Source organism: Caballeronia arationis (genome assembly GCF_001544975.2).
GTDB lineage: Bacteria > Pseudomonadota > Gammaproteobacteria > Burkholderiales > Burkholderiaceae > Caballeronia > Caballeronia arationis.
In genome coordinates, this window is sequence record NZ_FCOG02000008.1 from 30,429 (window position 1) to 57,365 (window position 26,937).

Below are 26,937 nucleotides of genomic sequence, written 5' to 3' on the forward strand. Positions count from 1 at the left end.
GTGTTCATGGAATCACTCCGCCTATTTTTTCGAAAGAATCGTGCGTGCAAGGACATTCAGACCCAGCACGCCGAGCGTAATCAGAAAGACGCCGGCCCACGCGAGCGACTGCCATTGCGGGAACGGGCTCATCGCAAACTTGTAGATCGTGACCGGCAGGTTCGCGACCGGCTGGTTCATGTCGAACGAGAAGAACTGGTTCGAAAGCGCGGTGAAGAGCAGCGGCGCGGTCTCGCCGGCGATGCGCGCCACGGCGAGCAGCACGCCCGTCACGATCCCGCCGACAGACGCCTTCAGCGTGATCGACAGCACCATCTTCCACTTCGGCGTGCCGAGCGCGAACGCGGCTTCGCGCAGCGCATTCGGAACGAGCTTCAGCATGTTCTCGGTCGTGCGGATCACGATCGGAATCTGCAGGAGCGCGAGCGCGATCACGCCGGCCCAGCCCGAGAAGCGCCCCACCTTCGCGACGACGAGCGCGTAGACGAAGAGACCGATCACGATCGACGGCGCTGAGAGCAGGATGTCGTTGATGAAGCGCGTGACGCTCGCGAGCCACCGTTTCTGGCCATATTCTGCGAGGTACACGCCTGCCAGGATGCCGAGCGGCGTGCCGATGAACGTCGCGAGCACCACCAGCATCAGGCTGCCGACGATCGCATTCGCGAGACCGCCGCCGTCGGTGTTCGGCGGTGGCGTCGACTGCGTGAAAAGCTCGACCGACAGTCCGCCGACGCCGAGTTTCAGCGTCGTGAAAAGAATCCAGACGAGCCACAGCAGGCCGAAGGCCATCGCGGCAAGCGAAAGTGTCAGCGCGAGCGCGTTCTTGCCGCGGCGGCGGCGTTGCAGACGAACGCGCGTGGCTTCCGACGCGTCCATATTTGTGTAAGCAGGCTGGCTCATTTGGAACCTTCCCCTTTTTCGAGGCGAAGCAGCATCACTTTCGAAATCGCCAGCACGAAGAACGTGATCACGAAAAGAATCAGGCCGAGTTCCATCAGCGCAGCGGTATGCAGGCCGGGGCTCGCCTCGGCGAATTCATTCGCGAGCGCGGACGTGATGCTGTTGCCAGGCGAAAAGAGCGACACATTGTCGAGCAGGTTCGTATTGCCGATCACGAAGGTCACCGCCATCGTCTCGCCGAGCGCGCGGCCGAGGCCGAGCATCACGCCGCCGATCACGCCGGTGCGCGTGTACGGCAGCACGATCTTCCACATCACTTCCCACGTCGTGCAGCCGATGCCGTAAGCCGATTCCTTCAGGAGCACGGGCGTGACTTCGAACACATCGCGCATCACGGCGGCGATGTACGGAATGATCATGATCGCGAGAATGACGCCCGCGCACAGGATGCCGATGCCGATCGGCGGGCCCTGGAAGAAGCGGCCGATCACCCAGACGTCGCCGAGCAGATGCCCGAGCGGTTTTTCGAAGTAAGTCGCGAAAATCGGCGCGAAGACGAGCAGGCCCCACATGCCGTAGACGATCGACGGAATCGCTGCCAGCAGTTCGATCGCGATGCCGAGCGGGCGGCGCAGCCAGGCCGGCGAGAGTTCGGTCAGAAAGAGCGCGATGCCGAAGCTCACCGGCACCGCGATGATCAGCGCGATCAGCGACGTGGCAATCGTGCCGTAGATCGGCACGAGCGCGCCGAAGGTCTCGGTCGGCGGATCCCACTCGGCGTGCCACAGGAAGCCGAGGCCGAATTTTTCGATTGTCGGCATGGACGCCACGATCAGCGACACGATGATGCCGCCAAGCAAAAGCAGCGTGACGACGGCTGCAAGCCGCGTCAGACCGCCGAAAAGGATGTCGCCGAGACGGCCCGGGGCGCGCTGTGTGCCGGCTCCGGGGGGCGCCGACGCTAGATTGATGTCCGACATGGGAACCTTGGGTCGGGCCGCGCGGCACCTGCCGCGCGGCGAAACTTACCGCTTTCGTCCTTAGCTGTTTCAGCTTAGGACAGTTTCAGACATGCGTTACTGCGCGACTGCCTTGCCCGACGCATCCTTGACCTTTGCCTTCCATTGCGTGCGAATTTCCGCGACCACCGAATCCGGCAGCGAGATGTAGTCGAGATCGTTCGCCGCCTGGTTGCCGTTCTTGAACGCCCAGTCGAAGAACTTCAGCGTTTCCGTGCCCTGTTCCGGCTTGTCCTGCGTCGCGTGCAGCAGGACGAAGGTCGCGCCGACGACCGGCCATGCGTCCTTGCCCGGCTCGTTCGTGAGGATCTGGTAGAACGACTTCGACCAGTCGGCGCCCGCGGCCGCGGCCTTGAACGTCTCCGTCTTCGGCTCGACAGTCGTGCCGGCGGCGTTCTTCAGGCCGACGTAGGTCATCTTGTTCTGCTTCGCGTACGCCCACTCGACGTAGCCGATCGCGCCCGGCAGACGCTGCACGAATGCCGCGACACCGTCATTGCCCTTGCCGCCCGTGCCCGTCGGCCAGTTGACGGTCGAGCCTTCGCCGACCTTCGACTTCCAGTCCGCGTTCACTTTCGACAGGTAGTTCGTCCAGATGAAGCTCGTTCCCGAGCCGTCGGCGCGGCGAACCACGGCGATGTCCGTGTCCGGCAGCTTCACTTTCGGATTGAGCGCGGCGATCGCCGGGTCATTCCACTTCTTGATCTTGCCGAGATAGATGTCGCCGAGCACTTCGCCCGACAGCGTCACTTCACCCGCCTTCACGCCCGGCACGTTGATCACCGGCACGACGCCGCCGACCACCGTCGGAAACTGGAAAAGACCTTGCTTCGTGAGTTCGTCGTCCTTCAGCGGCGCGTCGGAGCCGGCGAAATCGACCGTCTTCGCGATGATCTGCTTGACGCCGCCCGACGAGCCAATGCCCTGATAGTTCACCTTGCCGCCGCCGGTCTTCTGGTAGGCGTCGGCCCACTTCGTGTAGATCGGTGCTGCGAAGGTGCTGCCCGCGCCGGTGATATCGGCTGCTTGCGCGGAAATGGCGACGAATGCGCCGATTACGCCAGCCAGCGCGGTTTGCATCAATTTCATGAGACCTCCAGGTTGTGAGCGAATGACACGACAACGCGAAGCATAGGCAGTATCCGTGACAGTAATGTGACTGTTCGTGAAGCCAGCGTGACAACGGGCTTACGTCTATGAAAGGCGGCATTTTTTCTCGTTCAGACACACGCGGAATGCAAAAAAGCCGCTGCGATTCGAAATCGCAGCGGCTTTTTTGCTGGTTTTGGCGAAAACTCAGGAAGTCGCGTCTTTCACGACCTGCGCAATCGTTTCCGCGTGCCGAATGGCGTCCTTTTCCGAAGCGGCCTCGACCATCACGCGCAGCACGGGCTCCGTGCCCGACGCGCGAATCAGCACGCGTCCGTGCGCCTGAAGCGCGTGTTCGGCGCCCGCGATCGCGGTCTGGATTGCATCGCTGCTTTTCCAGTCGGCGCCCGGGCTCATGCGCACGTTGATCAGTTTCTGCGGGAATAGTGTGACGCCGTCGAGCTGTTCGGCGAGCGTCTTGCCGCTGCGCTGGATCGCGGCGAGCACGAGCAGCGCGGAGACGATGCCGTCGCCCGTCGAATGCCGGTCGAGCGACAAGATGTGGCCAGACCCTTCCGCGCCGAGTTGCCAGCCGTTTTCGCGCAGCTTTTCGAGCACGTAGCGGTCGCCGACGGCCGCGCGCTCAAACTGCACGCCCACGTCCCTGAGCGCCACTTCGACGGCCATGTTCGTCATCAGCGTGCCGACCGCGCCTTCCACCTTGCCGTCGGTCGCGATGCGGTCCTTCACCAGCACGTAGAGCAACTCGTCGCCGTTATAGAGACGCCCGTCGGCGTCGACGATCTGCAGGCGGTCCGCGTCGCCGTCCAGCGCGATGCCGATGTCCGCGCCATGTTCGCGCACCGCGCGCACGAGCGCCTCGGGTGCGGTGGCACCGACTCCGTCATTGATATTGAAGCCGTTCGGCGAGATGCCAAGCGGAATCACCTCGGCGCCGAGTTCGTGGAAAACGTTCGGCGCGACGTCGTACGCGGCGCCGTGCGCACAATCGAGCACGATTTTCATGCCGCGCAGATCGAAGCTCGCCGGAAACGTGCTCTTGCAGAATTCGACATAGCGGCCGCCGGCGTCGTCGAGCCGCCGGGCCTTGCCGAGGCGCTCCGACGTCACGCAGTCGAGGGGCTGCTCCAGTTGGGTTTCGATCTGCAGTTCGACGTTGTCCGGCAGCTTGTTGCCGTCGGCGGAGAAGAACTTGATGCCGTTGTCGTAGTACGGATTATGCGAAGCGCTGATGACGACGCCCGCCGCGAGCCGCAGCGCGCGCGTCAGATAGGCGATACCGGGCGTGGGCATCGGGCCGGCCAGCATGACGTCGACGCCCGCGGCCGAAAAACCCGCCTCCAGAGCGGCCTCGAGCATATAGCCCGAAACCCGCGTGTCCTTGCCGATCAGCACGGTCGGGCGGCTGCCCTTCTTCTGCCAGCGGTCGGCGCCGGCCAGCACCTTGCCGGCGGCGTAGCCAAGGCGCAGGACGAATTCCGGCGTGATCGGGGCCTCGCCTACCCTTCCTCGAATTCCGTCCGTTCCAAAATAGCGACGTGCCATTGTGATTCGACCCTCCCTCATGGGACGCTGATGCGCGCCATGCGTCCCCGTTGTATATGAAACTGTAAAGCGGCGCTCGCGCAGCGCTCTGCTCTGCTCTGCGCATTTATCCGGTCAATGATGCCGGATTCAGGCCGCATCTTTCGTTGCCTTCCAGACCTTCATTGCATCGACGGTCGGCGCGACGTCGTGAACCCGGATGATCGCCGCGCCCCGCTCCGCTGCGCAAACAGCCGCCGCGACGCCCGCCGCGACGCGTTCGCCCTTCTTGCGCCCGGTCGCGGCACCGAGCATCGATTTGCGCGACATGCCGGCAAGCAACGGGTAGTTCGTGCCGGCCGGAATTGTATCCGCGAGGTGGGCGAGCAATGCGAAATTGTGCGCTTCCGTCTTGCCGAAGCCATACCCTGGATCGAGACAGATTCGCTCGCGCGCAATTCCCGCATTCGTCAGCGCATTCACGCGTTCGTCGAAGAAGGCGCGCACATCCGCGACGACGTCGCGATACACCGGCTCGTTTGCCTGCATCGTCTGCGGCTCACCGAGCATGTGCATGACACACAGTCCGCAGTTGCTGTCGCGCACCGCATCGAGCGCACCGGGCTGCCTGAAGCCCCAGATGTCGTTGATCATGTCCGCACCGGCGTCGAGCGCGGCACGCATCACCGCTGGCTTGTACGTGTCGACCGACAGCGGCACGTTCAACTGCCGCAACGCCTCGACGATCGGGATCACCCGCGCGAGTTCCTCGTCTAGCGCGACCGGCACTGCACCGGGACGCGTCGATTCGCCGCCGATGTCGATGAGCTCGGCGCCGTCGGCGAGCATTTCCTCGGCGCGCCTGATTGCGTCATCGCGCGCCAGGAAGCGACCGCCGTCTGAAAACGAGTCGGGCGTCACGTTCAGGATGCCCATCACGAGCGGCCGCTCGAAACTCAAGACAAAGCGCCCGCATTGCAGCGGCGGTGTTGGAAATTGCGATTTGGAAGTCGTCAAGGGATCTGACTGATGAATGGATTGATCAAGTTCGGCCGCCACTCGGACGGCAATGAAAAAGGGCCGGTGTGCGAACACACCAGCCCTCATGCGGATCGGGTGAAACTCAGGCCGGCGCTGTTGCGCTGCCCGGCTTGACCTCAGTGCCGCTATTGCCGCTGCTCGGCGTATCGCCCGACGGCGGCGGCAGATTCTTCGGCGGACGCGGCGGACGGCCCGCCATGATGTCGCTGATCTGGTCTGCATCGATGGTTTCCCATTCGAGCAGCGCCTTCGTCATCGCTTCGACATTGTCGCGGTGGTCCTCGAGCAATTTGCGCGCAAGGCCATACTGTTCATCGAGAATCCGGCGGATTTCGGCGTCGACCTTCTGCTGCGTCGCTTCCGACACCGTCTTCGATGCCAGCTTGCCGAACATGCCGTCCTGCTCGGTATCGACATAGACCATCGTGCCGAGCACATCCGACATGCCGTAGCGCGTCACCATGTCACGGGCCATCTTGGTCGCGCGCTCGAAGTCGTTCGAGGCACCGGTCGACATCGAGTTGAGGAACACCTCTTCCGCCGCACGGCCGCCGAACAGGATCGCGATTTCCTCAAGCATCTTGTCGCGATACAGGTTCACGCGGTCATGTTCCGGCAACTGCCACGTCACGCCGAGTGCCCAGCCGCGCGGCATGATCGTGACCTTGTGCACCGGGTCGGCATGCGGCAGCAATTTCGCGACCACCGCGTGACCGGACTCGTGGTAAGCCGTATTGCGACGCTCTTCCTCGCGCATCACCGCCGACTTGCGCTCCGGACCCATGAAGATCTTGTCCTTCGCGTCTTCGAAGTCCTGCATTTCGACGATGCGCTTGCCGCGACGCGCCGCAAAAAGCGCAGCTTCGTTGACGAGATTCGCGAGATCGGCGCCCGAAAAACCCGGCGTGCCGCGCGCGATCACCGATGCGTCGACGTCGTTTGAAATCGGTACCTTGCGCAGGTGCACCTTCATGATGTGCTCGCGACCGCGGATGTCCGGCAGACCGACATACACCTGGCGGTCGAAACGGCCCGGACGCAGGAGTGCCTTGTCGAGCACGTCGGAACGGTTCGTCGCGGCGATCACGATCACGCCGGAGTTCGCCTCGAAGCCGTCCATTTCGACAAGCATCTGGTTCAGCGTCTGCTCGCGCTCGTCGTTGCCGCCGCCCATGCCGGCGCCGCGATGACGGCCGACCGCGTCGATTTCGTCGATGAAGACGATGCAGGGCGCATGCTTTTTCGCCTGCTCGAACATGTCGCGCACGCGGGCCGCGCCCACGCCGACGAACATTTCCACGAAGTCCGAACCCGAAATACTGAAGAACGGCACCTTCGCTTCGCCGGCAATGGCGCGCGCGAGCAGCGTCTTACCGGTACCCGGAGGCCCGACGAGCAGCACGCCGCGCGGGATTCGGCCGCCCAGTTTCTGGAACTTTTGTGGATCGCGCAGGAAATCGACGAGCTCGGACACTTCTTCCTTCGCTTCGTCACAGCCCGCGACATCGGTGAAATTGATTGCGTTGTTGTTCTCGTCGATCAGCCGCGCTCGCGACTTGCCGAACGAGAAGGCACCGCCTTTGCCGCCCCCCTGCATCTGCCGCATCATGTAGAACCAGAAGCCGATGATCAGGATCGTCGGTCCAAGGTAGTACAGCGCCGACACGAGCGCATTGGGTTCGTCATCGGCCTTGCCGCTGACCTGTACGCCATACTTCATCAGGTCGCCGACCATCCAGATGTCGCCCGGGGACACGATCTGATATTTCTGGCCATCTGCCGGAGTGACCGTCAAATTACGGCCCTGAACGGTTACGGTCTTAACCTTGCCGTTCTTCGCGTCGTCCATGAACTGTGAATACGACACACCTTCCTGGACGCGGGGCTTATCGAACTGCTTGAACACCGTGAACAGCACCAGTGCGATCACGAGCCACACTGCTGCCTTAGAGAACATATTGTTGTTCAAAGCACCACTCCTCACTCATAGACGGGCGCCTACATACACCTTGCGGCACCACGAAAGCATTCTAATCCAGTCCGCTAGCCCCTGCCATAAGCATTCTCTACCACGCAAATAGCGATGGAGGCCCGTTTTTCGGCACATTCGCTGGAATTTAGCGTTTTTTTGCCACTTCCATCGAACGGGGCGCTCACGTGAGGCGCTTCAACTGCCGGCCCAAAATAAACGTTTCAGACGATTTGTCGCGCGAGGCTTTCGGCTTGCGCGGCGCGACGATCTTGAACTGGTGCTTGAATTTCTCGACGATCTGGCTGTAACCGCTGCCATGAAAGCACTTGACCAGCAAAGCGCCCTCCGGTTTCAGGTGATTCTGCGAGAATTCCAGCGCGAGATCGCAGAGATGCTCGATCCGCGCGGCATCCGCGCTCGCTACACCCGACAGGTTGGGGGCCATGTCGGAAATTACAAGATCCACCTGGCGCTCGCCGACGATTTCGTTGAGCTGCTCCAGCACCGCGTCCTCGCGGAAGTCGCCCTGGATGAACGTGACGTCCGCAATCGGCTCCATCGGCAGGAGGTCGAGCGCGATGATCGTGCCGTCGATGCCCCCCTCGCGTTCCGCGTCGCGCTTCGCGCCCTGCGCGAGCTTGTTGCGCGCGTACTGGCTCCAGCTGCCGGGCGTCGAGCCCAGATCGACGATCACCTGTCCCGGACGAATCAGCTTGTCCTGCTCGTCGATCTCCTTCAGCTTGTAGGCGGCGCGCGCGCGATAACCCTCGCGCTGCGCGAGCTTCACGTAGGGATCGTTGATGTGGTCATGCAACCACGAATGGTTAAAGCGGTTTTTTGCCATCAATAATGAACTCGTGCTGCGTAATCATGCATCCAGCAATGCTTTTAGCGGATAATACGCGTCTATTTGGCCGGCCCCGCTTCGCGCGGTGCGGCAGGCATGGGCGAAACCGGTGATTCAGTGCTGGTCGGCCGATAACCTGCGCCGAGCGCTGTTCATCGTGCCGCACGGTCTCGTTTCGCAGATAATCCGCGCCGTTTTCGTTTTTCAGGCGTTGGCGGGCCCCGTCCGCCTGGCTGTGCGCCTTATGGTAAATGGCTGTCAGCGCTTTTTCGCATCGTCCCGACCGCAGCCGGTCAATGCCGCTTTGCTCCTTTTGCGCTTCAGCATCCCTCATTTTAGTCGAGTCCGTTAATTCTCATGTCCGCCCTCAAACTCTCACCCGCCCAACGTGCCGATCTTCGCGCGCAGGCTCATGCGCTCAAGCCCGTCGTTCTCGTCGGGGCCGAAGGGCTGACCGAAGCCGTGCTGACCGAGATCGAAGTCCACCTCGACGCCCATCAGCTCATCAAGATCCGCGTTTTCGGCGACGATCGTGACGCGCGCGTCGCGATGTACGAGGAAATCTGCGATCGCCTCGGCGCCGCGCCTGTTCAGCATATCGGCAAGCTGCTCGTGATCTGGAGGCCGGAAGGCGCTGCGCCGCAAAAGCCTTCGGCCCGCCGCTCCACGATGCCGAGCGCCGCCGAAGCCGCGGAGCGTCCGTCGAAGGGTGCCGCGCCCCGCATCGTCAAGGCCGTGAAGATCACGCGCGACGCGCCCGCCGTGAAAAAGCCGAAAAAACAGAAGCTGCTCGTGCGCGGTAACGAACGCGTCACGGCCGGCGGCAACGTCAAGCGCGCGAAAAAGCGCCAGACGGGCAGCAAGCGCGCCCATCAGGCGTCGAAATAAAAAACGTGGTTGCGCCGGGCTTTGCCCGGACAGGAAGTCGCGGCGCCCGGATCGCAAGGCGCCGCCTGTTACTCACCGCCGCACGCGCCGAGCCGCCACAGCGGCAGACTGGCCTCGCGCGACGACCGGCCCCGACGCGGACTGCCCCGGCAGACGCCAGACGAGCAGAATGCCGAGCAGGCTTTCGACGACGTAAAACGCGCTCGACACGCCATGCAGCATGCCGAAGCGCTGCGTATAGGCCGAATGCGCGAGATCGGTCCCCGCTTCCTGCGCGGCGACCCGCAGCGATTCCATGAACGGCTGCAGGGCGAAATAGCCGATCAGCACGCACAGCAGCATCGCCATGACGATCCACCGCACGCGCTTGTAGTCGGCGAAACCGCTTTTCACCTGACGGTTGCCGATCAGCAGCAAGACCAGCGCGCACACCACGCCCAGTATTCCTTCGATGCGAAAGAGCTGCGCCGCCACCGATCCAGCCGACGCGCGCTCGAGCATCCGAAAGAGAACCGGCGCGGCGATGAAGCCAAGCGACAGCAGGCTGCCGACCCACACCATCGCCACGATCCGGAAGAGTCGATGTGCCATCAGACGTATCGAACGGCGATGATTTCGTACTCGCGCGCGCCGCTCGGCGCCTGCACCGACGCCACATCGCCTTCGTTCTTGCCGATCAGCGCCCGCGCGATCGGCGAGCTGATCGATACGAGGCCGTGATCGATGTCGGCTTCGTCGTCGCCGACGATCTGGTAGGTCACCGCTTTACCCGAATCGAGGTCTTCCAGTTCGACCGTCGCGCCGAACACCACGCGCCCTTCCGCTTCGACGGTCGTCGGGTCGATGACCTGCGCCGCCGCCAGCTTCGATTCGAGCTCGGCGATGCGGCCCTCGATGAATCCCTGCTTTTCCTTTGCCGCGTCGTACTCGGCGTTTTCCGACAGATCGCCCTGAGCGCGCGCTTCAGCGATCGAATTCACGACCGCCGGCCGCTCGACCGATTTCAGGCGTTGCAATTCCGCGCGCAGGAGTTCTGCGCCGCGCTTCGTCAATGGAACTGTGCTCATAAACAACTCGGAGAACAAAAAAACAGCCGTAAAAAAATTACCGCGGTTAAGTGCATCTCCCGGTAATCGGAAGACGCCGCTTAACCGCGGCCCTTGAAGCCAAAACCAATAATCGAGGCCTTAGTTTAGGCGAGCATGCAGACCTTGTAAATCATAGACTTCCAGGTCCTTCAGATAGCGCAGCCCTTCGACCGCGGCCCGCGCACCCGACATCGTCGTGTAGTACGTGACCTTGTTCGCCTGCGCGCTCATGCGAATGGAGCGCGAGTCGGCAATGGCGGCGCGGGTTTCGTCGACCGTCGTGAAGACGAGCGCGATCTCGCCGTTCTTGATCATGTCGACGATGTGCGGACGGCCGTCCTTCACCTTGTTCACGACCTTCACCGGCACGCCGGCCGCCTCGATCGCCGCTGCCGTGCCCTTGGTCGCGACGATCGGGTAGCCGAGTTCGTGCAGCATGCGCGCGACTTCGACCGCCTTCGGCTTGTCGGCGTCCATCACGGTCAGAAGCACCGTGCCGGATTCCGGCAGACGCGAACCCGCCGCGAGTTGCGACTTGAAGAGCGCCTCGCCGAAAGTCTGGCCGACGCCCATCACTTCGCCGGTCGAGCGCATCTCGGGCCCGAGCACCGGATCGACCGCCGGGAACTTCACGAACGGGAACACCGCTTCCTTGACGCTGAAGTACGGCGGAATTACTTCCTTCGTGACGCCCTGCTCCGCCAGTTTCTGGCCGACCATCGCGCGCGCCGCGATCTTCGCGAGCGGCAGGCCCGTCGCCTTCGACACGTACGGCACCGTGCGCGATGCGCGCGGATTCACTTCTAACACGTAGATCACGTCCTTCTTCGTGCCATCGTCCTGCGGAACCTGCTGGATCGCGAACTGCACGTTCATCAGGCCGATCACGTTCAGCGCCTTCGCCATCGCGCCCGTCTGGCGCTTCAGTTCGTCGACGGTCGTCTGCGACAGCGAGTACGGCGGCAGAGAGCACGCCGAATCGCCCGAGTGCACGCCCGCCTGTTCGATGTGCTCCATCACGCCGCCGATGAACACGGCTTCGCCATCCGAGATGCAGTCGACGTCGCATTCGATCGCGTCGTTCAGGAAGCGGTCGAGCAGCACCGGCGAATCGTTCGACACCTTCACGGCCTCGCGCATGTAGCGCTCGAGGTCGCGCGGCTCGTGGACGATTTCCATCGCGCGGCCGCCCAGCACGTACGACGGGCGCACGACGAGCGGATAGCCGATTTCCTCGGCGAGCTTGAGCGCTTCGTCTTCCGCGCGCGCGGTGCGGTTCGGCGGCTGGCGCAGGTTGAGGTCCTGCAGGAGTTTCTGGAAACGCTCGCGGTCTTCGGCGGCATCGATCATGTCCGGCGACGTGCCGACGATCGGCACGCCGTTCGCTTCGAGATCGAGCGCGAGCTTCAGCGGCGTCTGGCCGCCGTACTGAACGATTACGCCGACCGGCTTCTCCAGATCGACGATCTCAAGCACGTCTTCGAGCGTCAACGACTCGAAGTACAGGCGGTCGGAAGTGTCGTAGTCGGTGGAAACCGTTTCCGGGTTGCAGTTGACCATGATGGTTTCATAGCCGTCCTCGCGCATCGCGAGCGCGGCGTGCACGCAGCAATAGTCGAACTCGATGCCCTGCCCGATCCGGTTCGGGCCGCCGCCCAGCACCATGATCTTCTTCTTGTCCGTCGGGTTCGCTTCGCACTCGTCCTCGTAGGTCGAGTACATGTAGGCGGTCTTGGTCGCGAATTCGGCTGCGCACGTGTCGACGCGCTTGTACACCGGACGCACTTTCAGTTCGTGACGACGGCGGCGCACCGCGGTCTGATCCGAACCGGTGAGCTTCGCAAGACGGCGATCAGAGAAACCGCTCTGCTTCAGATACAGCAACTCTTCACGCGTGAGGCTCTCAAGCGTGCGGCCTTGCAGCGCCTTTTCCTTGAGAATGATCTGCTCGATCTGCGCGAGGAACCACGGATCGATCGAGGTTTCCTCGAAGATTTCCTGCGGCGTGAGGCCGAGACGGAACGCGTCGCCGAGGAACCAGATGCGGTCAGGGCCCGGCTCGCCGATTTCGCGGATCGCTTCGTCGCGGCTGGTGGTCTTCTCGTCGAGACCGTCGACGCCGACTTCCAGCCCGCGCAGCGCCTTCTGGAACGACTCCTGGAACGTGCGGCCGATCGCCATCACTTCGCCGACCGACTTCATCTGCGTGGTAAGGCGTGAATCGGCTTCGCGGAACTTCTCGAACGCGAAACGCGGAATCTTCGTGACGACGTAGTCGATGGTCGGTTCGAACGATGCCGGCGTCTGGCCGCCGGTGATTTCGTTCTTCAGCTCGTCGAGCGTATAGCCGACCGCCAGCTTCGCCGCGACCTTCGCGATCGGGAAACCGGTCGCCTTCGAGGCCAGCGCCGACGAGCGCGAGACGCGCGGATTCATCTCGATCACGACCATGCGGCCGTCCTTCGGGTTGATCGCGAACTGCACGTTCGAGCCACCCGTATCGACGCCGATTTCGCGCAGCACCGCGAGCGATGCGTTACGCAGGATCTGGTATTCCTTGTCGGTGAGCGTCTGCGCGGGCGCGACCGTAATCGAGTCGCCGGTGTGCACGCCCATCGGGTCGAGGTTTTCGATCGAGCAGACGATGATGCAGTTGTCCTTCGTGTCGCGGACCACTTCCATCTCATACTCTTTCCAGCCGAGCAGCGACTCTTCGATCAGCAGTTCGCGTGTCGGCGAAAGATCCAGCCCGCGACGGCAGATTTCCTCGAACTCTTCCTTGTTGTACGCGATGCCGCCGCCCGAACCGCCGAGCGTGAACGACGGACGGATCACGGTCGGATAGCCGCCGCTGCCGGTGGCCGCCGCGATGTCGGCCTGCACGTGAAGCGCTTCTTCCATCGAATGCGCGATGCCCGACTTGGCCGAACCGAGGCCGATCTTCGTCATCGCGTTCTTGAACTTCTGGCGGTCTTCCGCCTTGTCGATCGCTTCCGGCGACGCGCCGATCAACTCGACCTTGTACTTCTCCAGCACGCCGTGATGGAAAAGATCGAGTGCGCAATTGAGCGCGGTCTGGCCGCCCATCGTCGGGAGGATCGCGTCCGGGCGTTCCTTCGCGATGATGCGCTCGACCACTTCCCACGAAATCGGCTCGATGTAGGTCACATCGGCGGTGTTCGGGTCGGTCATGATCGTCGCGGGATTGCTGTTGACGAGAATGACCTTGTAGCCTTCCTCACGCAGCGCCTTGCACGCCTGCGCGCCCGAATAGTCGAACTCGCACGCCTGGCCGATGATGATCGGTCCCGCGCCGATGATGAGGATGCTCTTGATGTCTGTCCGCTTCGGCATAACTGCTCTCGGTAATGTGGTGCTGTGTTCTGTGCTTTCTTTCGCGCGTAACTTAAGCCGCGACCTTCGACGATTCCATCAGCCTGACGAAGCGGTCGAACAGATACGCGATGTCGTTCGGCCCCGGCGACGCTTCCGGATGGCCCTGGAAGCAGAACGCGGGTTTGTCCGTGAGCGCGAAGCCTTGCAGCGTGCCGTCGAAGAGCGACACGTGCGTGACCTTCGCGTTGGCGGGCAGCGTCGACGCATCGACCGCGAAGCCGTGGTTCTGCGACGTGATGACGACGCGCCCGTCTTCGAGATCCTTCACCGGGTGGTTCGCGCCGTGGTGGCCCGTCTTCATCTTCATGGTTTTCGCGCCGACCGCGAGGCCCATGATCTGATGGCCGAGGCAGATGCCGAAGGTCGGAATGCCGCGCGCGATGAATTCGCGCGTGGCGGCAATCGCGTAGTCGCACGGCTCAGGATCGCCCGGGCCGTTCGACAGGAAGATGCCGTCCGGGTTGAGCGCGAGCGCGTCGGCGGCGGTTGCCTGCGCGGGCAGCACCGTGACCTGGCAGCCGCGCTCGGCGAGCATGCGCAGGATGTTGTACTTCACGCCGTAGTCGAATGCGACGACGCGATGCTTCGGCGTTTCCAGCTTGCCGTAGCCGGATTCGAGTCGCCATTCGGTCTGCGACCAGTCGTAGGTTTCCTTCGTCGACACGACTTTCGCGAGGTCCATGCCCGCGAGGCCCGGAAACGAGCGCGCGAGTTCAAGCGCTTTCGCTTCGTCAGTGCCGGCGAGGATGCAGCCGTTTTGCGCGCCCTTGTCGCGCAGGATGCGGGTGAGCTTGCGCGTGTCGATGCCCGCGATCGCGACGACGCCCTGCGCCTTCAGGTAATCGGACAGCGACTGTTCCGAGCGGAAATTCGACGCGAGCACCGGCAGGTCGCGAATGATCAGGCCGGCGGCATGGACTTTGGTGGCTTCGACATCCTCGGCATTCACGCCGACGTTGCCGATGTGCGGATAGGTCAGCGTAACGATCTGGCGGGCGTAGGACGGATCGGTGAGGATCTCCTGATAGCCGGTGATCGCGGTGTTGAACACCACTTCGCCGATCGTCGACCCGGAGGCGCCGATCGAATGACCACGAAAGACCGTGCCGTCGGCGAGTGCGAGAATTGCTGGGGAAAATGACGGCAACACGGGAGGCTCCTTGGGGGAACACCCTGTTGCCGACCTGTCTATCCGCTTTGTCGAGGTCGCGCGCAGCTTGAGGCGCGCGCAGACCCGCATCGCGTGGCTTGCAGGCGGGCGCATGATTCGCGGCGGTGGCTCGTGCGGTCCGGGTTCGCACGGGGCGAAACGGTCGGCGCAGGTACTCGGCGGCATGCGGCGCGTGCTACAAGGCGCGGCGGATGAACGGTGTGTGGGAGGTAGGCGCTAGGGTGCGGGTTGATGTGCTCAAACCTTCGAATTATAGCCCGGAACCACCCCTTCCGCCAAATTTTGAGACTGTCCGGACGCAAGACGCGTTCCAGAAGCGCCTGCTGACGCCCTTGCCCGCCGTATCGGCCCGATTACGAGATCAGGGGACGGCGCGCGTCTTTTGCAGCACGCGACTCGGGAGAACGTACCAGATCGCGCTCGCAAGCTGCAGCACGATAAGAACGCCCCACGCGGTCTGATGGGCGATCGCCGGATAGTGTCCGTCCGCGATGGGCCAGAGCGACAGCGCGCTGCCGATGCCCACCTGGAACGCGAAAATCAGCACGAAGATCACGAGCGTGAGCGTCGTGTTGCCGCGCCCGATCATGTGCGAAGGGAAGTATTCGGCGAGCACCGCATAGCTCAGGATGCCCGTGCCTCCGAAGACACCGTAGGCGGCGAGCAGGAGCGCGGGCGGCAACGGCGCGCGAAACAGCATCAGCACCTGCACGAGCACGTAGAGCGCCATGCCGATGCCGCAGAACGCGTACACCGAGACGCCGCGCCGCTCCAGTCCGCGCGCCGCCGCGCCGAAGCCGATGCAACCGGCCATCATCGCGAAGCCGAGCACGGAGACGAGCGCCGCCGTGTGACCCGGCGTAAGGCCCATCACGTCGAGCAGATACGGGCGAATCCACAGCGACTGCATCGCGTAGAACACGCCCTGCGTCACGACGGAAAACGACGCGATCTTCCAGAACACCGCGCTCTTCAGGATGTACCAGGTGCCCTTGAATTGGGTGATGATGTCCGCCTGATGGTGCGGGCCACGCTTGTCGGCGGCGAAGAACAGGATCGCCGCGGCGACCAGCACCGTGAAAACGCCAAGGCCGGCACACACGCTGCGCCAGTCCGTGATCGCGAGGAGCGAAGCGAGCGGCGACCCGACGACGACACCGCCCAGCCCGCCGACGGCCATCGTCAGCCCGTTGACGAGCGGCAGGCGCGCAACCGGGAAGAATTGCGCGGACGCCTTGAACGCCGCGCTAAGACACACCGAAACGCCCACGCCGATCAGAAGCCGCCCCGCCATCATTACGGCGAGCCCGTGCGCCATGCCGAAGACCCAGATGCCGAGCGCCGCGAACATCAGCATGCCGGCCGTGACCCGGCGCGGACCGAAATGGTCGAGCAGCACACCGACGGGAATCTGCGCGAGCGCGAAGCCGATGAAATAAAGCGACGTGAGGAGGCCGAGATCGGTGGCGGACAGGCCAAGTTCGTGGGTAATGAGCGGCGCGAAGCCCAGGTTTACGCCACGAAACACATAGGAAACGAAGTATCCGGCGGCGAACAGGAAGAACACACGCAGACGAACGGAGGACGTCATTCGATGCAGCCGCTTTTTGGTTTTTAAAGCAGGAGTTTAACTGCGGCGCGGAAATGAAAACGCCGTCACCTTGGTGACGGCGTGGGATCAATCGTGGGCGCTTACTTCTTCTTGCTCTTCGCGGTCTTCGGCGACGCCGCTGCTGGCTTGACCGTCTTCGGTTCGCTCTTCGCCGACACCTTGGTGACCGTGCCCGCGGATTTCGTCGATCGCGAGGATTTCGACGCCGGCACATGGGTGCCGATCTTGGTCACGCCGCCGCTTGAACGGCTCGTCGCCGACACGGTCTCGACGCGCACCGGCCCCGGCTCCGCCGGCACCGCGCGGCCGACCGGCACGTGCAGCACGAGCGCCTGCCCCGGCATCACGACATCGCGGTGCGTCCGGTTCCACGCCTTCAACTGGCGGCGCACGCGGATCACCATCTTGCGCGTGTCGGGCACGTCCGGCTCGACGGCCAGCACCGCGCTCTCGGCTACGTCGGCGCTGATGTCCTCGTCGTCGTCGTCGTTGCGCGGGACGACGATCGTCGAGCCCGGCTTCAGGCGCATGCCAGCCGGAATGCGGTTGACCGACATGAGCGTATCCGCATCGACGCCGATTTTTTCGGCAATCGCCGCCGGCCGCGCGCGCTCGGTGACCGTATAAGTAGTCCACGACGACAGCGCGCCCGTGTACGACTTCAGGTTGCGCTGGAAGGCGGTGGCGTTGTCGAAGGGAAGCAGGATCTGCGGATTCGTCGCGCCGAGAATCACCGGCTTCGCAAACGACGGATTCAGCGAGCGGAATTCCTCGATCGGCATTCCGGCGAGCTTCGACGCCATCGTCACGTCGATGTCGCGCGAAGTCGTGACCGTCACGAAATACGGGTGATTCGGAATGTCAGGCAGCGCGAGGCCGTACATCTGCGGGTTCGAGACGATGTTCTTCACTGCCTGCAGCTTCGGCACGTAGTTGCGCGTCTCGTTCGGCATGCGCAGGCTTTCGTAGTCGGTGGGCAGGCCCGCCGCCTCGTTGCGCGCGATCGCGCGCTGCACGTTGCCCTCGCCCCAGTTGTAGGCGGCGAGCGCCAGATGCCAGTCGCCGAACATGTCGTGCAGGCGCGAGAGGTAATCGAGCGCCGCGCTCGTCGACGCGAGCACGTCGCGCCGCTCGTCCTGCCACATGTTCTGTTTCAGGTTGTAGTCGCGGCCGGTGCCCGGCACGAACTGCCACATTCCCGCGGCCTTCGCCACCGAGAGCGCCTGCGGATTGAACGCCGACTCGATGAACGGCAGCAGCGCGAGTTCGGTCGGCATGTGCCGCGCTTCGAGCTCCTCGACGATGTGATACAGATATTTCTGGGAACGTCCCGTCATCCGTTCGACGTAGTCCGGACGTTGCGCATACCAGCTCACCTGCATGTCGACGAGGTCGCTTTGCAAATCGGGAATCTGGAAGCCGCGACGAATCCGGCCCCACAGGTCGGCGTCGCCGCTCGCGAGCGAATCGACCGACGTCTTGTCGACGTTGATCGTTTCCTTGGCGGCTGCGGTTCGGCGGATCGTGTCAGCTACGGCTTGCTGCTTGGAAGCGGAGGGAAGTGAAGAAAGGGAATTGGGCGCTGTCGGTCCCTGGCTGGCACAGGCGGCCAGCGTGAGGACGAGTAGCGCACTAAGAATCTGTCGCATGAACGTCTCGGATTCCAAAAATTATGCTTGGAAATTTGGAGCCGATGGTACGGAAGCGCACTGCAGACGTCAATATAAAAGACAGAAATGCGAACAAAATCCGCGATCTGGCGACGTTTCCCACGTTTCGGATGAAGTTCGCCCCAACTTCCTGCGGGTTAGCGGAACTTATCCTTCCAGCCACGCATCAGCCGAAATGCTTCGAGCCGGTCCGAAACCGCGTGCTTGTAATGCGCGGCGAGTGTCGCCTGGACATCGGCATCGTCCACGCGCAGGAACGGGTTCACCGATCGCTCGTGGCCGATCGTGGTGGGCAGGGTCGGCTTGCCCGACGCGCGCAGCGCCTGCGCGTCCTCCTGCCAGCGCGCGAGCGCGCCGTTGGCGGGATCGCACGCGAGCGCGAAGCGGATGTTCGAAAGCGTGTACTCGTGCGCGCAATGCACCTGCGTGTTCTCGGGGAGCGCCGCGAGCGAATCGAGCGACGCGAGCATCTGCTGCGGCGTGCCTTCGAACAGACGCCCGCAGCCGCTCGCGAACAGCGTGTCGCCGCAAAAGAGGTGCGGCGTGCCGTGCGGGTCCGCCTTCTGAAAATACGCGATGTGGCCGGCGGTGTGCCCGGGAACGTCGATCACCGAAACTTCCAGCGCCGGACTCGCGATACTCACCGAATCGCCCTCTTTCAGGCGCGCCGTGAGATGCTCGATACGCTCGCCCGCCGGGCCGTACACGGGGATGCCGCCGTCGTCCGAACGGCTGGCGACCAGGTCGCCGACGCCGCCGACGTGGTCGTGATGATGGTGCGTGAGTAAAATAGCGGTCAGCCTCCAGCCGCGTTTCGCCAGATAGGCTTCGACGGGCGCGGCATCGCCGGGATCGACCACGACGGCGTCGCTGCCGTCGGACACGAGCCAGATGTAGTTGTCTTCGAATGCCGGCACCGGCACGTATTCAAGGATTTTCATAGCGAGTTCTAGAAGGCGGCAACCCCGAATGTCTGACCGATCGATTATAGACTGGCCCGCCTGGACCGGCTCCGCGCCCGGACGCTACGTCCTCGACTGGGAGCAGGAACAGCTCGATCGCGTGGTGTCCGACATCTTCGGCTACCACGCGCTGCAGCTCGGCATGCCGCAGCTCGACGCGCTGCGCGAGAACCGCATGACCGGCCGCGCGCTCGTGCTGGACGCCGCGAGCGGCGCCAGCGCGCCTTTTAGTTGTCCAATCGCGAATCCGCGGCCGGGTGTCGCGTCGCTGCCGTCGGCGAGCCGCGGGCTGCACGCGCCGGAGGGCCGCAGCACGGTCTGGTGCGACCTGCTCGATTTGCCGTTCGAAGCGCAGAGCGTCGATCTGCTTGTGCTGCCGCACACGCTCGAATTCACGAGCGATCCGCACCGGCTTTTGCGCGAAGCCGAGCGCGTGCTGATGCCGGAAGGCCAGTTAATCATCCTCGGCTTCAATTCGCTGAGTCTCTGGGGTGCGCGGCAGTCGCTCGGGAAGGTCGCTGGACGGCCGTTCGTGCCGGATGCGCACGACATGATCGCGTTCACCCGCATCAAGGACTGGATCAAGCTGCTCGGATTCGACCTTGAACGCGGACGCTTCGGCTGCTATCGTCCGCCGCTCGTCGCCGAAAAATGGCTGCAGCGCTATCAGTTCATGGAAGCGGCCGGCGACCGCTGGTGGCCGATCTTCGGCGCCGCCTACATGATCACGGCGATCAAGCGCGTGCGCGGCATGCGCCTGATCGGCCCGCGCAAGCTGAAAAAGCCCGCCCTCGCGCCGGGACTCGCCCCGGTCGCGACCCCGCACACCCGCAACGAGCATTGATGACTTCAGACTCCGCACAAAAAGTAATCGACATCTACACCGACGGCGCCTGCAAGGGCAATCCCGGTCCCGGTGGCTGGGGCGCCCTGCTGCGCTTCGGTGCGCAGGAAAAGGAACTGTTCGGCGGTGAAGCCGCGACCACCAACAACCGCATGGAACTGATGGCCGTGATTGCGGCGCTCGAAGCGCTCAAGCGGCCGTGCCACGCCGTGATCCACACCGACTCGCAATATGTGCAGAAAGGCATCAGCGAATGGATCCACGGCTGGAAGAAGAAAAACTGGATGACGGCCGCGAAGACGCCCGTCAAGAACGCCGACCTCTGGAAGCGGCTCGACGGGCTCGTCGGGCAGCATCAGATCGAATGGCGATGGGTGAAGGGCCATTCCGGCCACCCTGAAAACGAACGCGCCGATGCGCTCGCGAACCGCGGCGTGACGTCCCTCGCCGACTAACCTGACACGAAGCCAACCGAAGCCAATGCGCCAACTCGTACTCGATACCGAAACCACCGGCCTCAATGCCCGCACGGGCGACCGCATAATCGAAATCGGCTGCGTCGAGCTGATCAACCGGCGACTCACCGGCAATAACCTGCACTTCTACGTCAATCCGGAGCGCGACAGCGATCCGGGCGCGCTCGCGGTGCACGGCCTGACGACCGAATTTCTGAGCGACAAGCCAAAATTCGCCGAAATTGCCGCGCAACTACGCGATTTCATCGCGGACGCCGAGCTGATCATTCACAACGCGCCGTTCGACATAGGCTTTCTGGATGTCGAATTCGGGCTGCTCGGACTGCCGCGCATGACGGAATGCTGCGGCGGCGTGATCGACACGCTCGTGCAGGCGAAGCAGATGTTCCCCGGCAAGCGCAATTCGCTCGATGCGCTGTGCGACCGGTTCGGCATCAGCAACGCGCATCGCACGCTGCACGGCGCGCTGCTCGACTCGGAACTGCTCGCGGAGGTCTATCTCGCGATGACGCGCGGCCAGGAAAGCCTCGTCATCGACATGCTGGGCGAGGTTCCGGCGGCGGGCACGACGCTTTCGCCGCGCATCGCGCTCGACGATCTCGATCTGGTCGTGATCACCGCGAGCAGCGAAGAAGTAAGCGCGCACGAATCCGTGCTTCATGGCCTCGACAAGGCCATGAAGGGCACGAGCGTCTGGCGGGCGGAGCCGGCGGTGGTGGAAAATGCCGAGGCGGCCGCATAAATTCGCGCATTGCTTTAAAGAATCACTTTACGAACGCGATAATCCCTGACATAATTTCGTTTCTTCGGGTGGTTAGCTCAGCGGTAGAGCACTGCCTTCACACGGCAGGGGTCACTGGTTCGATCCCAGTACTACCCACCACGATAGAGGCAGGCGTTTGCAGTCCGGAACATCTGCCGGAAAACCCCGGCGCTGCAAGGCGCCGGGGTTTTTACTTTCAGCGCCGATTTTTCAGGTTAGCCCGCCCACACGCCCCGCGCCATCCCGCTCGCCGCGATCACCATCACGATCACGAGACCGGCTTCCAGGTCGCTCATCCACGCGAAGCGCCGGGCGCGTCCGAGGTCGATCGCGCCGCCATGCGCCGCGGCGACACGCCATCGGATCAGCGCCATCATCGGCGTGATTTCAACGAACAGGATCAGCACGAGCGCCGTCATTTTCAAGTGAAAAAGCGGCTCGTGCAGATAGTACGAACCGCCCTTCTCGAAGCCGCCGAACGCGCGCATCACGCCCGTGATTAGCAGGACCAAGGCCGCGATGCCCCACGCGCCGTCGGCGCGAAAAACGTCGCGCAGGCTAGTTGCGTTAGCGTGGAGCGTGTTGGATGCATCGAGTTTTCGCAACGCGCGGGCGCGCGCCAGCACCGACGCGAACGCGAAGCCGAATGCGAGCAGGTGAATCGCGGCCAGCGACCAACGTAGCATCATGCTCCCCCTCCCTGTGCAGACAAGAAAGTCGTGACGATACCCGCGCGACGGCACCCGGCCGCTCAGACCTGCCGCAGTGTGCTGTCGAGTGCGCGGGCGGCGCTGCGGTCGCCTTCGCTCGAAAGCGGTGCGCGGAAAACCGTCGTCCGGTTGTGGCCGGCAGCCGCCGGCGAGTCCCACAGCAATTCCATTTTGGGACGGCTCGAAAAGGCGCCTCGCCAGCCGCGCTGCCGCGCCGGGAAAAGCGATGGCGCGGGCACGGCCGCGGCGTCCTCGGAAACGCCATTGCCGCCGGCGGCCTGCGGCCATTTCACCGACAGCTCCCGCGCATCGTATTGCCCGAGCTTGCGGCTCTCGGCCCAGACGACGGCCGTGCCCGTCGTCGGATCGAGCGAGATGGCATAGCGGCCGATGGCGAAGCGCCGTGCCGCGATATTCGTGCGCCACAGCGCGCGCGGCCGGCAGATCCACATGACGACGGCGTACAGCGCAGGCGCCACGACAAGCCAGCCATTCGATTCCGCGAGCGCGTGCACCGCGCGCCGCCAGCCCGCGTGCCACGTAAAGAGCCCGACCGAAAACACCGCGAAACCGAATGTCAGCATGGCGAGCAGGCGCAACGACTGACGCAGCCACTGTGGCAGCGGATGCAACGGCCGCTCGGCGCGCGCCCGCGCACCGGGCAGGAAAATCAGGAGAAACAGCAAGACGAGATTGACGCAGGCCCACGGCGAGGACGTCATCGCGCGCAGCGACGACACATATCCCATCTGCGACATCGAGAACACCCATCGCGCGACGAGCACGAGCCCGATCGCCCGCAGCGCGAAGACGGTGCCGGCGCCCGGAGCCGGGGTCGCGCTGGTTTGCTTCGTTCTCGCCAAAACATTCGCTCCTGTCCACGGTTCATGCCGGCCGATTCGACGATCACCGGAAGCGGTCGCAGTCCGATCCCGGCCGGATTCCGGCCCGTCGCGGGCCACGGTCTGCCCCGCGTTGCGCGAAGCCCGGACATTATAGGGAGATTGCCGCCGGGGCTTTCGATTTCATGTCGCACGGCGGAATTGCGGGCGAAAACCGCGCAATTATGTGCGATTGTGACAACGCCCCGTGAACCTTGCGGTTCGCGGGGCGTTTTTGATGGCAGCGCTCAGGCGGCTCGTGGACGAACCGCCTGTCAGTCGGGCTTAGCCCGCGTTGACTTCGCGCAGCACGGTGCGGCGCTTCTGGCGCAGCAGTTCTTCATACGACTGGACATAGCGCTGGGCCATGACCTTCGACGAGAAGCGCTCTTCGAACGCCTTGCGCACCTTCGCGCGCGGCAGCGTGTCGAGACGCTTGACCGCTGCGATCGCGCTCAGTTCGTCCTCGACGACGAAGCCCGACACGCCGTTCTCGATCACTTCCGGCACCGAACCGCGGTTGAACGCGATCACCGGTGTGCCGCAGGCCATCGCCTCGATCATCACGAGGCCGAAGGGCTCCGGCCAGTCGATCGGGAACAGCAGCGCGTGCGCGTTGCCGAGGAATTCGGTCTTCTGCTGCTCGTTGATTTCGCCGATGTATTCGACGTGCGGCAGCGCGAAGAGCGGCTTGATCTGCTCTTCATAGTAGGCGCGGTCGGCCTTGTCGAGCTTCGCGGCGATCTTGATCTTCATGCCCGCGGCTTGCGCGATCCGGATCGCGCGATCGACGCGCTTTTCCGGCGAAATGCGGCCGAGGAACGCCAGGTAGCCCGGTTCGACGTTGGGAATCGGCTTCAGCAGGTTTTCCGGCAGGCCGTGATACACCGTCGACAGCCAGTTCGCCTGCGGCAGCGGCTGACGCTGGTTGTCCGAGATCGAAACGACCGGCACGTCGTTGAACGTGTTGAAGATCGGCTGCAGTTCGGGCAGGTCTAGACGGCCGTGGAGGGTCGTCAGGAACGGCACCGGCTGGCGCGCGAACAGCGAGAACGGGTAGTAATCGATGTGGAAATGCAGCACGTCGAATTCGTCCGCGCGGCGGCGCACTTCTTCCAGCAGGAGCATGTGGGGCGCCATCGTGTCGCGGATGGTCGGGTCGAGGCGCAGCGCCTGCGGCCAGAAGGCTTCGAGCTTTGCGGACGTTTGCGAATCACCGCTCGCGAACAGCGTGACGTCGTGCCCGGCGTCCACCAGGGCCTCGGTCAGGTAAGACACCACGCGTTCCGTGCCGCCGTAGAGCTTCGGGGGAACGGCTTCGTGGAGGGGCGCGATTTGAGCGATTCGCATGTCGGAAACTCCTAATAAAGATTCAGGCTAAGTACTACGTGTCGTGTCGAAGTATCGGAAGCGAATCGCTCGGCTCGGGCGGAAGCGTCCGCTGGCACAAATCCAGCGGCGTGATCTGATGCTCGAGTGAAAAAGCGAAGGTTCGCTGATCACCAGGTTTTCGCGCGGATGGCTGACCAGAGCAATTGTGATTCCATCTCTGAATCCGCCGCGCACCAGCAATAAACGCGTAAGTGTCGGGCGGGTTGACCGGAACCTACAGAAACCTGTCAAAAATCCTAGGGGCAAACCCGTAGCGGATTATGGTGGTTTTTACACGCCGATCGCGTAGTCATTTCAACTTATTTACCTTGTTACAAAGGGGAAACACTTTGCAAACCCCTGTTTATTAAGGCTGTTCTACATTGGGAAGCGTCTGTTCGCGCGGGCGCAGGGCGTTTTGCCTGCTGCCCATACTTTCTCTCGATGCGTGAGTCGCGCAGAGTGCCTGCGGGCCCGGGTTGTGCTCCGTCGTGCAATCGATGACGCTGCCGCGCCAGGCGCACGCGACGACCGCCGACGGTCGGCCGACGTGGCCATGTCGACGGCCGGACGTCCGCTGGTGGCCTGCCCGATGCCTCATTGGGGCGCGCATTGCTTACAATGCGCCGCGCCCGAACAACGCGCGATCCGCGTCAGGAATCGCGTGCAAAGGCGATCTGGGCGTGTGCGCTGGGGCCCGCAGGCGATTTTGGCTTCTTTGTCCCTTCACATAACTGGCTACAATTCAGCCAGGGATCGCACGCCGGCGCCGCGTCAACTTTCTCGACGATGGCGGCACCGTACTCAGGCCCATTACGAGCTCAACCGATCTACGACCAAAAAACGACCAATTGGACCAACTCACTGTCTCCCAGCGTAACGCGCACAACGCCAGGCTAGCGAGCTATGCGCATCGCCCGCTTGCGTTCCTGCTCCGTTACATCCGCCGTCACCCGATCGCCCACGCCACCGTTCTCATCAGCGTGTTTGCCGCGGTCGGATGCGCCCTCGCCTCGCAGTACGCGATCAAGCACCTGATCGACGTGCTCGGCCAGGGCCGCGGACATCCGGGCCCCCTCTGGGGCGCGTTCATGATCCTGGTCGGGCTGATCGCCGCCGACAACATGCTGTGGCGCGTAGGCGGCTGGGTCGGCGCGCATGCGTTCGTCACCGTGACGGGCGACTTGCGCCGCGACCTCTTCCAGTACCTGAGCGGCCACTCGCCCACCTACTTCTCCGAGAAACAGCCCGGCATGCTCGCGAGCCGGATCACGGCGACGTCGAACGCGATCTACACATCCGAGAACGTGATGGCGTGGAACGTCCTGCCGCCGTGCATCGCGGTGTTCGGCGCGATCGTGATGATCGTCACCGTGAATCCGCTGATGGCGGGCGGCCTGATGCTCGCGTCGGCGATTCTCTCGTTCATCCTGTACCGGCTCGCGAAGCGCGGCTCGGCGCGGCATCACAACTTCGCGTCGAAGGCGGCTTCCGTCGACGGCGAACTCGTCGACGTGATCGGCAACATGGCGCTCGTGCGGGCCTTTGGCATGACCTTCCGGGAGCAGAAGCGCTTCGGCTCGACCGTGAAGGCTGAAATGGTCGCGCGCCAGCAAAGCCTGCTGTATCTGGAAAAGCTGCGGCTTTTCCACGCGGTCGTGACCGCGATCCTCTCGGCCGGCCTGCTCGGCTGGGCGCTGTGGCTGTGGTCGCAGGGCAGGGCCACATCCGGCGACATCGTGCTCGTCAGTTCGCTCGGCTTCACGATCCTGCACGGCACGCGCGATCTGGCCGTCGCGCTGGTCGATGTCACGCAGCACGTCGCGCGCCTTTCGGAGGCCGTGCAGACGCTGCTCGAACCGCACGGCATGCCGGACCGCTCGGACGCGACCGAACTCGTGCCGCAGGGCGGGCGGGTCGATTTCGAGGGCGTGACGTTCGCGTATCCGCGCCGCCGCCCGATTCTCGACACCTTCCACCTGCACATCGAGCCGGGCCAGCGCGTCGGGCTGATCGGCAAATCGGGCGCGGGCAAGTCGACCGTGCTCGCGCTCCTGCAGCGCTTCTACGAGCCGCAGGGCGGCACGATCCGGATCGACGGACAGGACATCCAGTCGATCACGCAGGACAGCCTGCGCCAGTCGATTGCGCTCGTGCCACAGGACATTTCGCTGTTCCACCGTACGGTGTACGAGAACATCGCGTACGGGCGCCCGGACGCGAGCCGCGAGGAAGTGCTGGCGGCCGCCCGCGAGGCGCGCTGCACGGACTTCATCGAGGCGATGCCGGAAGGATTCGACACGATCGTCGGCGATCGGGGCGTGAAGCTGTCCGGCGGCCAGCGCCAGCGAATCGCGATCGCGCGCGCCATCCTGAAGAATGCGCCGATCCTGCTCCTCGACGAGGCGACCTCCGCACTCGACAGCTCGTCGGAAGAAGCGATTCAGCAGGCGCTCGACCGGCTGATGGTCGGCCGCACGGTGATCGCGATCGCGCACCGCCTTTCGACGCTGCAGAACTTCGACCGGATCATCGTGATGAGTTCGGGCAAGGTGATCGACGACGGCTCGCCGCAGGAACTGCGCGACCGGCCGGGCTTGTATCGCGAACTGCTGTCGAAGCAGCACGGCAAGCTTCCGGTAGCGCCGGTGCCTTCGCAGCAGCCGGCCTGAAATCAAAAAGGGGCGCT

The 26,937-nt window shown here is 63.6% G+C and carries 23 protein-coding genes and 1 tRNA gene; 6 read left to right on the forward strand and 18 right to left on the reverse strand.

Translation table 11 applies throughout. From position 1 onward, the window contains the following. Window positions 1–21 precede the first annotated feature (21 nt). The 8 genes from pstA to AWB81_RS44590 form a co-directional block, all read right to left on the reverse strand. Window positions 22–903, reverse strand: coding sequence for a phosphate ABC transporter permease PstA (pstA, locus tag AWB81_RS06710; protein ID WP_062633477.1), 882 nt, complete (start codon window positions 901–903; stop codon window positions 22–24). Further along, entirely contained in the window at window positions 900–1,883 is a 984-nt protein-coding gene (pstC, locus tag AWB81_RS06715) for a phosphate ABC transporter permease PstC (protein ID WP_062633479.1), read from the reverse strand. The genes pstA and pstC overlap by 4 nt, the downstream gene beginning before the upstream one ends. A 96-nt stretch (window positions 1,884–1,979) precedes the next feature. Beyond that, entirely contained in the window at window positions 1,980–3,011 is a 1,032-nt protein-coding gene (gene pstS, locus AWB81_RS06720) for a phosphate ABC transporter substrate-binding protein PstS (protein ID WP_062633481.1), read from the reverse strand. Window positions 3,012–3,218: 207 nt separating this feature from the next. Beyond that, window positions 3,219–4,577, reverse strand: a complete 1,359-nt coding sequence (glmM, locus tag AWB81_RS06725) for a phosphoglucosamine mutase (RefSeq protein ID WP_062633483.1) — start codon at window positions 4,575–4,577, stop codon at window positions 3,219–3,221. A gap of 129 nt (window positions 4,578–4,706) precedes the next feature. Continuing rightward, window positions 4,707–5,492 carry a dihydropteroate synthase gene (folP, locus tag AWB81_RS06730; RefSeq protein WP_374730475.1) on the reverse strand — a complete coding sequence of 262 codons (786 nt, stop codon included), beginning with the start codon at window positions 5,490–5,492 and terminating at the stop codon, window positions 4,707–4,709. A 187-nt stretch (window positions 5,493–5,679) separates the two neighbouring features. Then, a complete protein-coding gene (gene ftsH / locus AWB81_RS06735; protein WP_062633486.1) occupies window positions 5,680–7,566 on the reverse strand; it encodes an ATP-dependent zinc metalloprotease FtsH in 1,887 nt (628 codons plus the stop codon). Between the two features lie 184 nt (window positions 7,567–7,750). Beyond that, window positions 7,751–8,413 (reverse strand): RlmE family RNA methyltransferase, encoded by a 663-nt coding sequence (locus tag AWB81_RS06740; RefSeq protein WP_062633488.1) that lies wholly within the window; start codon window positions 8,411–8,413, stop codon window positions 7,751–7,753. Next, window positions 8,394–8,750: a hypothetical protein gene (locus AWB81_RS44590; RefSeq protein ID WP_143753632.1), complete on the reverse strand. Its 357-nt coding sequence runs from the start codon at window positions 8,748–8,750 to the stop codon at window positions 8,394–8,396. Before AWB81_RS44590 ends, AWB81_RS06740 begins: the two co-directional genes overlap by 20 nt. Window positions 8,751–8,773: 23 nt before the next feature. Between AWB81_RS44590 and AWB81_RS06745 the strand changes: the two genes are divergently transcribed. Beyond that, window positions 8,774–9,304, forward strand: coding sequence for a YhbY family RNA-binding protein (locus AWB81_RS06745; RefSeq protein WP_062633490.1), 531 nt, complete (start codon window positions 8,774–8,776; stop codon window positions 9,302–9,304). Between the two features lie 72 nt (window positions 9,305–9,376). Here AWB81_RS06745 and AWB81_RS06750 read toward each other — a convergent pair whose 3' ends face one another. From AWB81_RS06750 to gloB, 7 genes are all read right to left on the reverse strand, one after another. Beyond that, complete coding sequence (locus tag AWB81_RS06750) at window positions 9,377–9,895, reverse strand: DUF4149 domain-containing protein (RefSeq protein ID WP_062633491.1); 519 nt, start codon at window positions 9,893–9,895, stop codon at window positions 9,377–9,379. Then, complete coding sequence (gene greA, locus AWB81_RS06755) at window positions 9,895–10,371, reverse strand: transcription elongation factor GreA (protein ID WP_062633493.1); 477 nt, start codon at window positions 10,369–10,371, stop codon at window positions 9,895–9,897. The genes AWB81_RS06750 and greA overlap by 1 nt, the downstream gene beginning before the upstream one ends. A 120-nt stretch (window positions 10,372–10,491) precedes the next feature. Then, window positions 10,492–13,746, reverse strand: a complete 3,255-nt coding sequence (carB, locus tag AWB81_RS06760) for a carbamoyl-phosphate synthase large subunit (RefSeq protein ID WP_062633495.1) — start codon at window positions 13,744–13,746, stop codon at window positions 10,492–10,494. 52 nt (window positions 13,747–13,798) lie between these two features. Further along, window positions 13,799–14,938 (reverse strand): glutamine-hydrolyzing carbamoyl-phosphate synthase small subunit, encoded by a 1,140-nt coding sequence (gene carA / locus AWB81_RS06765; protein WP_062633497.1) that lies wholly within the window; start codon window positions 14,936–14,938, stop codon window positions 13,799–13,801. A 382-nt stretch (window positions 14,939–15,320) separates the two neighbouring features. Then, on the reverse strand, window positions 15,321–16,550 hold the full coding sequence (locus AWB81_RS06770) for an MFS transporter (protein ID WP_062633499.1): 1,230 nt from the start codon (window positions 16,548–16,550) through the stop codon (window positions 15,321–15,323). A 101-nt stretch (window positions 16,551–16,651) separates the two neighbouring features. Next, on the reverse strand, window positions 16,652–18,220 hold the full coding sequence (locus AWB81_RS06775) for a transglycosylase SLT domain-containing protein (protein WP_062633501.1): 1,569 nt from the start codon (window positions 18,218–18,220) through the stop codon (window positions 16,652–16,654). Window positions 18,221–18,378: 158 nt separating this feature from the next. Then, window positions 18,379–19,182 carry a hydroxyacylglutathione hydrolase gene (gene gloB, locus AWB81_RS06780; protein WP_062633503.1) on the reverse strand — a complete coding sequence of 268 codons (804 nt, stop codon included), beginning with the start codon at window positions 19,180–19,182 and terminating at the stop codon, window positions 18,379–18,381. Window positions 19,183–19,210: 28 nt separating this feature from the next. Between gloB and AWB81_RS06785 the strand changes: the two genes are divergently transcribed. The 4 genes from AWB81_RS06785 to AWB81_RS06800 all read left to right on the forward strand — a co-directional run bounded on the left by AWB81_RS06785 (window position 19,211) and on the right by AWB81_RS06800 (window position 21,406). Continuing rightward, complete coding sequence (locus AWB81_RS06785) at window positions 19,211–20,047, forward strand: class I SAM-dependent methyltransferase (protein ID WP_062633505.1); 837 nt, start codon at window positions 19,211–19,213, stop codon at window positions 20,045–20,047. Then, a complete protein-coding gene (gene rnhA, locus AWB81_RS06790) occupies window positions 20,047–20,502 on the forward strand; it encodes a ribonuclease HI (RefSeq protein ID WP_062633507.1) in 456 nt (151 codons plus the stop codon). The genes AWB81_RS06785 and rnhA overlap by 1 nt, the downstream gene beginning before the upstream one ends. Before the next feature lie 25 nt (window positions 20,503–20,527). Further along, complete coding sequence (gene dnaQ, locus AWB81_RS06795) at window positions 20,528–21,265, forward strand: DNA polymerase III subunit epsilon (protein ID WP_062633509.1); 738 nt, start codon at window positions 20,528–20,530, stop codon at window positions 21,263–21,265. Between the two features lie 66 nt (window positions 21,266–21,331). Continuing rightward, a tRNA-Val gene (locus AWB81_RS06800) sits at window positions 21,332–21,406 on the forward strand. 95 nt (window positions 21,407–21,501) lie between these two features. Here the strand turns inward: AWB81_RS06800 and AWB81_RS06805 are convergent. From AWB81_RS06805 to AWB81_RS06815, 3 genes are all read right to left on the reverse strand, one after another. Further along, the gene (locus tag AWB81_RS06805; protein WP_062633511.1) at window positions 21,502–21,975 is read right to left on the reverse strand and encodes a DUF2214 family protein; all 474 of its coding nucleotides are present in this window, start codon (window positions 21,973–21,975) and stop codon (window positions 21,502–21,504) included. 62 nt (window positions 21,976–22,037) lie between these two features. Continuing rightward, window positions 22,038–22,859: a hypothetical protein gene (locus tag AWB81_RS06810; protein ID WP_062633513.1), complete on the reverse strand. Its 822-nt coding sequence runs from the start codon at window positions 22,857–22,859 to the stop codon at window positions 22,038–22,040. A 303-nt stretch (window positions 22,860–23,162) separates the two neighbouring features. Beyond that, window positions 23,163–24,227, reverse strand: coding sequence for a glycosyltransferase family 4 protein (locus AWB81_RS06815; protein WP_062633515.1), 1,065 nt, complete (start codon window positions 24,225–24,227; stop codon window positions 23,163–23,165). Between the two features lie 872 nt (window positions 24,228–25,099). Between AWB81_RS06815 and AWB81_RS06820 the strand changes: the two genes are divergently transcribed. Further along, window positions 25,100–26,920, forward strand: a complete 1,821-nt coding sequence (locus AWB81_RS06820; protein ID WP_062633517.1) for an ABC transporter ATP-binding protein — start codon at window positions 25,100–25,102, stop codon at window positions 26,918–26,920. Window positions 26,921–26,937: the final 17 nt, after the last annotated feature.